Annotated in this window: 10 protein-coding genes; 1 reads left to right on the forward strand and 9 read right to left on the reverse strand. The window is 62.5% G+C overall.

Going from position 1 to position 11,503, the window contains the following annotated elements; genetic code table 11:
* Positions 1-48 precede the first annotated feature (48 nt).
* The 8 genes from alaS to KBC96_12270 all read right to left on the reverse strand — a co-directional run bounded on the left by alaS (position 49) and on the right by KBC96_12270 (position 10,817).
* Positions 49-2,703, reverse strand: a complete 2,655-nt coding sequence (alaS, locus tag KBC96_12235; protein ID MBP6965164.1) for an alanine--tRNA ligase — start codon at positions 2,701-2,703, stop codon at positions 49-51.
* Positions 2,704-2,833: 130 nt separating this feature from the next.
* Entirely contained in the window at positions 2,834-3,757 is a 924-nt protein-coding gene (locus KBC96_12240) for a sugar kinase (protein MBP6965165.1), read from the reverse strand.
* A gap of 30 nt (positions 3,758-3,787) precedes the next feature.
* Entirely contained in the window at positions 3,788-4,573 is a 786-nt protein-coding gene (locus tag KBC96_12245) for a hypothetical protein (protein ID MBP6965166.1), read from the reverse strand.
* Between the two features lie 81 nt (positions 4,574-4,654).
* Positions 4,655-5,665 carry a zinc-dependent alcohol dehydrogenase family protein gene (locus KBC96_12250; protein ID MBP6965167.1) on the reverse strand — a complete coding sequence of 337 codons (1,011 nt, stop codon included), beginning with the start codon at positions 5,663-5,665 and terminating at the stop codon, positions 4,655-4,657.
* Positions 5,662-7,725 carry a hypothetical protein gene (locus tag KBC96_12255; GenBank protein MBP6965168.1) on the reverse strand — a complete coding sequence of 688 codons (2,064 nt, stop codon included), beginning with the start codon at positions 7,723-7,725 and terminating at the stop codon, positions 5,662-5,664. Before KBC96_12255 ends, KBC96_12250 begins: the two co-directional genes overlap by 4 nt.
* Before the next feature lie 24 nt (positions 7,726-7,749).
* A complete protein-coding gene (locus tag KBC96_12260; GenBank protein MBP6965169.1) occupies positions 7,750-9,426 on the reverse strand; it encodes an arginine--tRNA ligase in 1,677 nt (558 codons plus the stop codon).
* 8 nt (positions 9,427-9,434) lie between these two features.
* On the reverse strand, positions 9,435-9,644 hold the full coding sequence (locus KBC96_12265) for a DUF1858 domain-containing protein (GenBank protein MBP6965170.1): 210 nt from the start codon (positions 9,642-9,644) through the stop codon (positions 9,435-9,437).
* A gap of 24 nt (positions 9,645-9,668) precedes the next feature.
* On the reverse strand, positions 9,669-10,817 hold the full coding sequence (locus KBC96_12270; GenBank protein ID MBP6965171.1) for a DUF1385 domain-containing protein: 1,149 nt from the start codon (positions 10,815-10,817) through the stop codon (positions 9,669-9,671).
* A 117-nt stretch (positions 10,818-10,934) separates the two neighbouring features.
* Here KBC96_12270 and KBC96_12275 point away from each other — a divergent pair, with 117 nt between their 5' ends.
* Positions 10,935-11,153 carry a 50S ribosomal protein L28 gene (locus tag KBC96_12275; GenBank protein ID MBP6965172.1) on the forward strand — a complete coding sequence of 73 codons (219 nt, stop codon included), beginning with the start codon at positions 10,935-10,937 and terminating at the stop codon, positions 11,151-11,153.
* Between the two features lie 113 nt (positions 11,154-11,266).
* On the opposite strand, the gene KBC96_12280 is transcribed toward KBC96_12275, so the two are convergent.
* A partial coding sequence (locus tag KBC96_12280) for an ABC transporter ATP-binding protein (protein MBP6965173.1) occupies positions 11,267-11,503 on the reverse strand: 237 nt, incomplete at its 5' end.

The following is an 11,503-nucleotide window of genomic DNA, read 5'->3' on the forward strand; positions in this document are numbered from 1 at the left end:
CAACTTGGAATCATCGTTCGGGGAAGCTGAGGAAGTGATGATCGGAGTCTAGCCGCCGGCCTGACCGCGCACGAGTTCTTCAGCCCTCGAGAGGGCTTCGTCGAGCTTGGAAGCGTCCCGTCCGCCGGCCTGCGCGAAGTCCGGCCGCCCTCCCCCGCCGCCGCCGGCTACCTTCGCGATCTCTCGAACCAGATTCCCCGCATGGAAGCCGCGCTTCACCAGGTCAGGGGTGACCTTGGCGACGAACATCACCTTGCCGTCCGAAGGTCCTGCGAGAACGATCACCGCAGACTCCATGGACTCGGCGAGCCTGTCGGCCATCGAACTCATCTGGTCCGCATCGGATGTCTCGACCTTCGCGGCCAGGAAGCTGACTCCGCCGCAATCCACCGCTCGTGATGCCAGGCCGCCCGCGTGAGACGCCGCGGCCTGCTTCTGCAGTTCCTCGACGCGCCTCTCTGCCGACCGGGCAGATTCGAGCATCCTCTCGACCGCCTCCGGGACCCCGGCAGGACTCACCTTCAGCATCTCGGCGGCCGATGCGAGCAGTCTCTCCCGCTCGCATATATGGTCCAGCGCGCCCTCGCCGGTCACCGCCTCGATCCTTCGCAGGCCCGCGCCGACGCTGCTCTCGCTCAGTATCCGACAGAGGCCGATTTGAGAACTGCGGCCGACGTGAGTACCGCCGCACAACTCCACGCTGAAGTCACCGATTCTCACGACTCGCACGACGCCTCCGTACTTCTCACCAAAGAGAGCCATCGCGCCGTCCTCCCGCGCCTGTTCGAGAGTAGTCTCGCTGATCGAGAGGTCCAGGTCGTCGAGTATAGCCCGGTTGACTATCTTCTCGACCTCCGCCAGTTCGTCCGGGGCCACGGCTTGGAAGTGGGAGAAGTCGAAGCGCAGGCGACCCGGCTCGACTAGCGAACCGGACTGCACGACGTGGTCGCCGAGAACCGTGCGGAGCGCTTTGTGGAGAAGATGGGTCGCGGTGTGATTGCGCATCGTAGCCATTCGCCGGCGCGCGTCAATCCTCGCGGTCGCATGCTCGCCGGATTTGATCTCTCCCGACGTGACGCTGCCCGAATGGATGACGAGCGATCCGACCTTCGCCGCGTGCTCGACGGCGAGTTCGCCGCCATCGCCGCTAACCGTGCCGACGTCCGACACCTGGCCGCCGGACTCCGCATAGAAGGGTGTCTTATCAAGCACCAGGTCAACCTTGTCGCCGGACTGCGCGGAGTCCACCAGCTCGCCATCTCTTAGTATGCCGACGATGCGAGACAAGGATTCGAACGCCTGGTAGCCGACGAACTCTGTCTCGGGCTCGGCCTTCTCGATCTCGGCGAGCGCCCCGAGGCTGCCGGCGAAGACGTCGGTCGAGATGTCGCTGCCCTCGCGAGCCCTGCGGCGCTGCGCGTCCATCGCCTCATCGAAACCCGGAACGTCCACGGCTATGCCCCGCTCGCCGGCGATCTCCTGTGTCAGTTCGAGCGGGAAACCGAATGTATCGTAGAGGACGAAGGCTTCCATCCCGGGCATCTCGGCCTTCTTCGAGGCCAGAAGCGCTTCGATGCATTCATCGAGCTTCTGCATTCCCATCTCGAGCGTTCGCCGGAACTTCTCTTCCTCCGCACTGAGTGTCCGTGTGATGTGACCCTGGCGCTCCTCCAACTCGGGATAGGCGCCTTGCATGATCGCGACTACGACCGGTACCAGTTTGTCGAGGAAGCTCTCGTCGAGCTCGAGCAGTCTGCCTTTGAGCACCGCACGCCGGATCACCCTGCGGAGAACGTAGCCTCGCCCGACATTGGATGGCATGACGCCATCGGCGAGACAGAACACCATTGCGCGGATGTGATCGGCGATCACCCGGAAGGCGACATCCGCCTCATGGTTCCCGGCGGCGTACTTCTTGCCGGAGATCTCGGATATCGTGTCAATAATCGGCTTGAACAAATCGGTCTCAAAGTTGGTCGGGGTTCGCTGGAGGACGGCCGACACACGCTCCAAGCCCATGCCGGTGTCGATGTTCTTCTTCGGCAGCGGGGTCAACACCCCACCCTCTTCGCGGTTGTACTGCATGAAGACGAGGTTCCAGACCTCGCTGAATCGGGCGCAGTCACAGTCGGGATTGCACTCGGGCCAGCCGCACCCGACGTCCTTGCCGAAGTCGAAGAATATTTCCGAGCACGGGCCGCAGGGGCCATTCGGACCCTCGCTGGGGGCGTTGGCGGGCCAATAGTTCGACTTCTCGCCGAGCCGTACGATGCGGCCCGCGGGAATCCCGATTTTGTCGTGCCAGATGCCGTAGGCCTCATCGTCGGTCTGGAAGACAGTCACCCAGAGGTCGTCGGGCTCAAAGCCGACAACCTCGGTCAGGAACTCCCAGGCCCAGGAGATCGCCTCGTCCTTGAAGTAGTCGCCGAACGAGAAGTTGCCCATCATCTCGAAGAAAGTGTGGTGAAACGGCGTCGTACCCACCACCTCGAGGTCCCCGGTACGGAGACACTTCTGAGCGGTGGCCATCCGTGTGCGGGGAGGCACCCGATCTCCGACGAAGTAGGGTTTGAACTGCACCATCCCGGCGCTCGAAAACAGCAGGGTGGGATCGTCCGGGACGAGCGAATCGCTCGGCGCCACCAGGCACCCCTTTCCTTCGAAGAACCTCAGGAATCTCTCTCTCAGCTCACTGCTCAGCATGTGCACTCCCACACTCGGCGTACCCGGCATCTTGGCGCCGCGTCATGCTGAACTTGGTTCAGCATCCAATCGCGTGCGGTGGTAGACCCTGAAACGAGTTCAGGGTGACGCGCCCGGTCCAGGTTACCTACTACCCCATAAACGCCAAGGTATCCTCGAGGCTCCTGATGCCGGTGGTCGCGCCAATCGCCGTGACGCAGAGCGCGCCGACCGCATTGGCAAACCGGCCGGTCTTCTCGAGGTCCCAGCCTCTCGCGACGCCGGTCAGAAAGCCCGCAGCAAAAGCATCGCCCGCGCCACAGGCGTCCACTGCGTCAACATCGTATTTCGGTATTCGGATCTCTGCGTCGGCCGACCGGATGTAGCACCCATCCTCGCCCATCTTGAGGCCGACGACCTTCACCCCTCGATCCATGAGCGCCTTCGCGACATCCGCCGGTTCATGCCGGCCGGTGACCATCCGCGCCTCCTCAATGCTCGGAACGGCATAGTCCATATACGGCAGGCACGGCGCGAGAAGCTCCATCCAGCGGCCTCGGGAGTCCCAGGCGGTGTCGAGTGATGTCGTTATGCCCATCTGCTGCGCCTTCTTCAGCACGTTCGCCGTCGGTTGGCCGTCGAACGAGGGCATGAGGAAGGTGCCCGCCACATGCAGAATCTTCGCCCCTTCGACGAACTCGAAGTCGACATCCGACTCGACCAGGGTCGCGTTCGCGCCGAGATAGTGAATGAAACTGCGCTCTCCGTCGGAGTGGATCATTACCATAGTGCCGGAGGTGTTGTTCCGCGGATCGCGCGCGATTCCCCGCGAGTCTATTCCATGTCCCTGCACGGTGCTGATCACGAAATCGCCGAATCCGTCCTCGCCCACTTTTCCCACGAGTCCGGTGTCTATGCCGATCTTTGCCAGAGCAACTCCGGTATTGGTCGCACATCCGCCCGTATGAAGCTCCATCTGATCGGCCAGCACCAACTTGCCCCGGCCCGGATACTCGTCAACGGGCTTTGCGAGTACATCGGCAACTAGGATACCCAGGCAGACTATCTCAGCCATGCCAGCAACTTCCTTTCAAGTCATCCCGCCTTACCCTCGGTCTCTGGGCACAGCCGACCGTGGGTCTCTACCACCGGCGCGGGGATCGTCGGCAACCGCTTCCCATGGATCATCGTCGGGAGACGGTTCCCTCTCGGGCGGCAGGAGTTCGTACTTGACGAACAGGGCGCGCAGAGCGCGGGTCAGAATCACCCCGGCGAGACCCGCCCAGAGCAGAGCCATCGGCAGCATGACAGCCACCGACAGAAAAGTAAGCAGTATTATAGCAAAGAAGACCCCTGCGGTAAAGGCCGGGTTGTCGAGCGTGACAAGGAATCCACGCTTCACGATCTTGACGAGGCCGGGGCGCTGCTCGATAAGGATCGGATAGTGGTACATGGCACTCATGAGCCAAACCACCAGTGCGTAGAGGAATACCCCACCCAACGCTCTGAAGACGAGTGTCTTGTGACCAAAGTAGAACCATGCGTTGACGCCTATCACCGTCGTGATCGTAGTCTGTCCCAGCGCGAGGAGAACCGCGCCGCCCCAGTATTCGCGGGCACCCCTGAACATCTCGACCCACGTAGGATCATCGCGAGTGACGATCTTCCTGCCGACGTGAAACACTCCGGCGGTAAGGGGTCCCAGAAGCAGTGAGTAGAATCCGACGGCGAACGCCATCCATGCGATCGGCGACCTGGTTCCGAGCCCCGCCCACGCGGAGACCGTTCCGAGCAGAACACCGAACCAGATGAAGCTACAGATGATGACCGTTCCGAGATAATCGTATGCGTCGCCGAATGACTTCCGTATCGTCTTCCAGAATCCTGGCATGCTAACCTCTGAACAGATGGCGGCCGTGCTTCTGCGCCGACCGATGAGCCTATCCGCCGGCGCAGAAGCACGGCCGCAAGACTAGCGAGCGGCTATCTGCACTTTGATCGCTCGAGCGCCGGAGGCGGTCTCGAGCGCCTTCGCGGCCTCATCGAGTCCGAACCGATGCGTGACCAGCGGGCGAACGCTGACTGCCCCGGATGCAAGCATCTCGACGGCACGCGCATGGGTGAACGGGTTTACGAACGACCCGACGATGGACAGCTCTCGGTAGAAGACATCGTAGGGCGAGATGCGCACGGTTTCGTGCTGGCTGACAACCCCGAACTGGAGTATCGTTCCGCCCCTCCTCGCAAGCTTCGGCGCCGTCTCGGCCGTGCGCGGTAGACCTGCGCACTCGATGACGACATCCGCGCCGCGATCCGTGAGTTGAAAGACCTCCTCCACGACATCGCGGCTCGTCGGGTCAATGCAGGCACTCGCCCCAAGTTCGGACGCGAGTCGGCGTTTCGTTTCGTCCGGCTCGCTAACGAGTACCCTCGCGCCCGCGGCCCGGGCCAATTGCACCATCAGCAGGCCGATCGAGCCGGCGCCGAGTACCACCGCAACGCGCCCCGGAATCAAGTCCGCCCGGTCGAGACCATGGATGCAGCAGGCCAGCGGCTCCGCGAACGCCGCGTCGTCGAGGCTCACACTGTCGGGCACCCTGTACACCTGCGATGCCGGAACCCGGCAGTACTCGGCAAAACCGCCGTCGTAGTTGACACCGACGGCGGTGAGGTTCTCACACAGATGAACCTCGCCGTCGGCACAGAAACTGCAGGTATGACAGACAATGTTGGGGTCAATCGTTACGCGGTCCCCGACGCCTACACTTGTCACCTCCGGGCCGACATCCGCTATCTCGCCCGAAAACTCGTGACCGGGCACGACGGGAAATCTCACGATGTGTTCGCCCGCGAAGATGTGCATATCCGTGCCGCAGACGCCGCACGCGTGAACCTTCACCAGCACGTCGCCGGAGCCGATCTCAGGGACCGGCCTTTCTTCGACGATCAGCCGTCGCGGTTCGATGAAGACAACGGCTTTCACTCCTGGCGCACCTCCGGCGCGCCCTCCAGCCCCCTGAGGCGGCGAGTCAGTTCGTCCATCGAGACTTGCACCATGTCCAAGGCGATGAATAGGCTGCCGTTCTTGACGAGTTCCTGAACGCGGCTCAGCGTTGCGTTGTAGCCCGAGACATTCATGCCTTTGGCGTCCCCTCGCGCGATCACCTCTTTGAACTTGACGATGGCCTCTTCGACAACCTCCACCGGGAGGAACACGTCGGCCTCGATGCCGGTTATGAGCGAGGGTTCGTCGGTGAGCGGCAACTCCACGAGGTTCTTCTTAGGCTTGACCTCAATCGTCTCGCCGGACGGACCCGTCACGCCGACCGCCTGACCGGCAGGCACTCGGATCAACCTGGGGCCAGCGAGCGACCAGACGTAGAGCCGCACAGTTTCATCGGGCATGGTGATCGAATACCCGGAGATTCCTCCGCCAGGGACCACTCCGCGACCCGGCAGGAACGAAGGAAGCCACCAGACTCCGCCGGACAGCCGCCTGACGCCCGTGCCCGCTACCTTTTCGGGATAGTAGATCGCAGGCGGGCGACGCGCCGCGAACTGCTTGTCCGAGGAGGCCGAAGCCGCGTACTCCGCAAGCCAGACCAGAGCATCGGCCCCGGATGCCCCGCTGGGGATTGCGCCTTCCTCCACATAGAAACCCTTAGCGCCAAGACCGCTGAGCGGATTGATGTACCCGAAGAGTTCATCCTTCTTGCCCAGGGGCACCCCGCTCGAGCCTATTCGCGAGATGATCCACACGCGACGGGAAGAATGCTCCGCCAGAGAGAACGCACTCCCCGCCTGACTCTCGGCACCCTGGATCGCCGGCGCCAGGACCGAGAGCCCGTCGAAGCCGACCGATCCACTTCCCAGGAAGAAAGGCTGAAATCCGTTCGCGGTGAAGACAACCGGCACATCGGCAACCGTGCGCTTCAGAACATCGGATATGCCGTCCATGAACTGCCGCACCGACTCGGACCGATAGTCGCGCAGGTCGCTCCAGATTCCGGAGTTCGGCACGTCAACGTCGTGTTTCTTGCCGGTCTTCTCGCTGTAGACTGCGGCAAGTCCTCTGCCCTCGCTCCACAGGGGGATCATCCGCGAGGCCTCATCGAACGACGCGATCTCATACTGCCTCACCGCCCACGCTGTCTTGAGGCCGTTCAGGGATCGGTACTTGCGACTCAACCAGGCGGCGTATCCGATGCGAAACTCGGGCGAGGCCGGGACGAGGTACTCTGCCTCGCCCCGCAGACCCATGTGCGCGCCGAAGGGGTCGGCCAGGAAACGCAGACCCTTGCCGAACTTGATCTTCGACAGAAACGCCGCCAGCCTGTCCCGATGCCTGTCCCCCCCGCTCCACAGATCGGGAAGGCTCCAATCCTGCGAACCCGGCGCGATGACTTTTTGAGGATAGAGCAGGAGCAGGTGTTCGACGCCCGGCTCGATGTTGGCGCGCACGGTGACGGACCCGGCGGCGGCTATCTCCTGGCCAATGGCGGTCACGCCGGACGTCCTGACATCGCACAGGGCATAGATCGCGAGCTTCGAATCAGCGAGGACGTAAGTGATCTCACCCGGGGACATGATCCCGGATGCCCTATAGGTGACGGGGTCTATCACGTAGCCCGAGAGAGCCTCGTAAGGCGAATCGTCAAGCTCGATACCGTACCTCAGGCCGGCGCTCTCCAGGAGATTCACGACTTTCTGAAACGCTTCTACGGGAAGGGACGAGAGCGCCTTGCCGGGCCTGACGATCACGTCCTTGACCCCAGCGAGCGTGAGAGCCTCGATGTCGCCCGCGTCCGCGGTGAGGTTCTCGTCGGTCTGCGCGCCGGCCAGGTATCTCGGCCGGATCACAATCCCGAACGGCACGTACGGCTCACCCTCCCAGATGAGAGCGTGCGCCTCGTCTATCGTCCAAGCATGCTTACCCCCGTCCCGATCGAGAAACTCACCCGCGGCGGCGGCGGTCAGAATCAGCGCGGCGATCGCGCCGGCAAGGAGCGTGACTTCGAACATCCGAGTTGTGCGCGTTTTCATGGTGACACTCTCTTCCCGTCCCGACTACATCTTCTCCGGGGCGCCGATCCCGAGAAGCCGGAGGTTGTTCGCCAGAACCGTTCGCGCGGAATCCACGAGTACGAGCCGCGCCGCAGTCAACGCAGCGTCTTCGCTGATGACGCGGCAGTCCGTGTAGAACCCGTGAAACACGGCGGCAAGGTCCTGCGCGTAGCGGGTCAGCCTGTGGGGCTCGCGTGCCTCGGCCGCCATCTGTACCAGGTCCGGAAACTCCCCGAGCTTCTTCATCAGTTCGATCTCGGATTCGTGCCTGAGAACCGAAAGATCCGTTTCGGATGCCCGAGAAATGCGGATGCCTTCCTCTTCCAAGGCCTTCCGAAGGATGCTGCATATCCGCGCGTGGGCGTACTGCACGTAGTAGACGGGGTTGTCATTCGACTGGGACTTCGCCAGTTCGAGATCGAAGTCGAGCCCGCTGTCGTGGCTTCTCATCAGGAAGAAGAACCTGGCCGCGTCCCGGCCGACCTCTTCAATGAGATCGGCGAGAAGCACGACGTCCCCCGCCCGCTTCGACATCATCACCAGTTCGCCGCCGGAGTACAGCCTTACGACTTGAAAGATGATGATCTCGATATTGTCGGAATCGTATCCGAGCGCCGCGACGGCGGCCTTCGTGCGCGAGATGTAACCGTGATGATCCGGCCCCCAGACGTCAATCACGCGGTCGAAACCCCTATCGAGCTTGTCGGCATGGTATGCGGCGTCGGCGGCAATGTAGGTCGGCTGGCCGTTGCTTCGTACCAGCGTTCGATCTTTGTCGTCTCCGAACTCCGTGGACTTGAGCCACAGGGCATCTGCTTTCTCGTAGGCGTATCCCCGGTCCTTGAGGCGCTCGACCGCCTCCTGGACCTTGCCGGTGTCGTGCAGAGCCTGCTCTGAGAACCACACATCGAACTTCACGCCGAACTTCTCGAGGTCGGCCTTCTGCTCTTCGAGCATCATTTCCTCGCCCAAGTCGGTAAACAGACGGACCCGCTCGTCCTCAGACAAGGAGAGATGCGCTTCGCCGTCCTTCTCGACTATCTTCCTGGCGATATCCGTCACGTATTCGCCCCGGTATGCGTCGTCCGGCAGCGGAAAGTCGTGTCCAAGCGCCTGCATATAGCGGGCGTTGACGGACCGGCCGAAATTCTGCATCTGGAGGCTGGTACGGGCATCGTTGATGTAGGACTCGCGCGTGACGTCACAGCCGACGGCCTCTAGCATGTTGGCGATGACGTCCCCGACCGCACCCCCTCGTCCATGGGCGATGTGGATCGGGCCGTTCGGATTCGCGCTGACGTACTCGACCTGCACCTTCGTCCCTCTGCCGGCCTCCGACCGCCCGTATGCCTCGCCCTCGTCAGCGATGCGAATCAGGGTATCGTGCAGCCATTCCGGTTTGAGATACAGGTTGATGTAACCGCCGCCCGCAACCTCGGCACGCTCGATGAGGCCGTCGGCGGTCGAGAGTCGCGCCAGCACGAGTTCGGCCAGTCGGCGAGGCGCCATCCGGGCCTCACGAGCCATCATCATAGCGATATTGGTCGTGAAGTCGCCGAACTCTCTGCTCTTCGGCGGCTCGAGCGCGATCTCAGGGATCTCGGCGCAGTTCACCTCTCCCGCTTCCCGCGCGTCCGCTATCGCCTTTGTCACGGCTGCTGCCAGCTTGTCACGAATCATGCTCTCTCCTATCCATCGTTCCGTTCATCGGAGGCGCAGGCGTTTAGCTCGGCAAGGACTGCATCCACGTCCAGGCCGTGCGCCGTCAGTCCTTCTTCGATTGTCTCCGAAGACGAGATCAGGCACACGGAGCAACCCATCCCGTGGCCCTGCAGGATCTCCGGAGCCCGCGAACACAACTCCATCGCCTCGGCGATCGTCATGTCCCTGGTGATCACGAGATCCGTTTCCATGATACCCTCCTACATGAGTTCAGGCGCCACTATACGAAGCACCTGCTCTCCCAGGCCGAATGCGAAGGCCGCACCGATCATCACCTGGGGCATTCCCGTATTCCATAGTCTGCGCAGACCGGCAACGTGAGAGGCCGGGTTGTCCCGGTACTCCCGAAGTATGCCCTCACCCGCCCGGATGCCGCTCTGCAACTGTTTCAGGCTGGGTGGACGGGTCGTCACGTACTGCTGAAAGTACGCTCCGATGGTGCGCCAGGAGAACACGAGTATGAACACGGCGATCATCGCCGCGACCTCGCTCGAAACCGCTTCGGACACCATGAAGAAAACCACCACTGCGGCCACGATGTTCGTGCCGCAGCGCGGGTGCACCCGCGGCATCGTCTTGACGACCTCGGGGGTAAGAGGCTCCCCGCGCTCGATTGCATGCACGACCTGATGCTCGGCCGCATGGTATCCCGACAGCGGCGAGAGCCTCAACAGCAGCAGAAATATCGGCGCCGACAGACCGAGCAGCACGCTTCGAGCCGGGTCCACCCATTCGGCGTTGATCGCCCACGGAGTTCTCAGGGCGGTCCACAGAGGAAACCCCAGAGCCTTCTCCACGAACAATGCCAGGCCGACTATAATCAGCAGCCCGACGTAGTTGAGCACCATCAGCGACGCCCCGGCAAGGAAGAGCCCGAAGTCCCCGGCGCCCGCCCGTATATGGCCGGTCGTCAGGTAGACCCCCAAGGGAGTTGCCAGGCCGCCTACACTCGGCGGTCGAATGCTTCCGGCGAGCGCCCCGACCAAGTCGGACCTGGTGACGACGCCCATGTATCGCCCGAACTCGTCCACGATCGGCAGCGACTGAAGGGAGCGGGAATCCATGACCTCCGCGGCCTGCACGACCGACATACGGCTGCCTCCGAGGACGGCCTCGCGGAACACGAGCGGACCGATTGACGCGAGCGCGGCTTCCTGAGCGCCGCCTCGCCTTACGATCTCCGAGAATACATCCGCCTCCCGGATGACCCCGACCAGGCGGCCGTCTTCGAGAACGGGCAGTTCGGAGACGCCCGCGACTCTCATAGCTTCCGATGCCCTGCCCAGACTGTCAGTGATCGCGACGGGCGCCGCGACCCTGAGGATGCGTGTTATCGGCTTGTCCCGCATATTGCCTTCAAAGTCCTTGCCAAAGCTTGTCGTTCTGTGCTATATTGTCTTTTGTGCGTCTCCGATGTTCCGAGACCAGGAAGTCTTTCCACCGTTTCGCAGGAGGTTTACTCAATAATGGCACGAACTTGTGATGTCTGCGGCAAAGGCCCGCAGTTTGGTCAGAATATCCGCCACCAGCACTCGGGATCGTGGGCCCTGCGCGCTCCGAAGACCAAGCGCAGATGGAATCCGAACCTGCAGACCGTCCGCGTCGCCAACGGCAGGAGCAGCACCCGCCAGATGTCCGTGTGCGCCAAGTGCCTGAAGGCCGGCAAGGTCATCAAGGCCGCTTGACCGGAAAAGCGAAGTCAGGAGTCGGAAGGCAGGAGTCAGAATCGGTTCCTCGCCTTCTGACTTCCGGCTCCCGGCTCCTGACCAGCGACCTCTGGATTATACTACAGCCCACCTCATTCCGCAACCCAGTCATGAAGCGCGTCGGGCGACTCGAGCGACGCGGCCCCTCGATCCAACAGACCCCTCAGCAGACTCTCCACCTCGCCGTTCGCGAAATCCCTCTCCGAATAGGCATCCGACCTTCCTATCACCGCAAGCCTCTTGCCCTGATCGAGAGCTTGCGCGGCCTGACGCAGGTTGGAGAGATTGCCCAACCCGAAGGGCGTCTCCGACACCACTATGACATCGGC

The sequence above is a fragment of the Armatimonadota bacterium genome, assembly GCA_017993055.1.
In the GTDB taxonomy this organism is placed as follows: domain Bacteria; phylum Armatimonadota; class UBA5829; order DTJY01; family DTJY01; genus JAGONM01.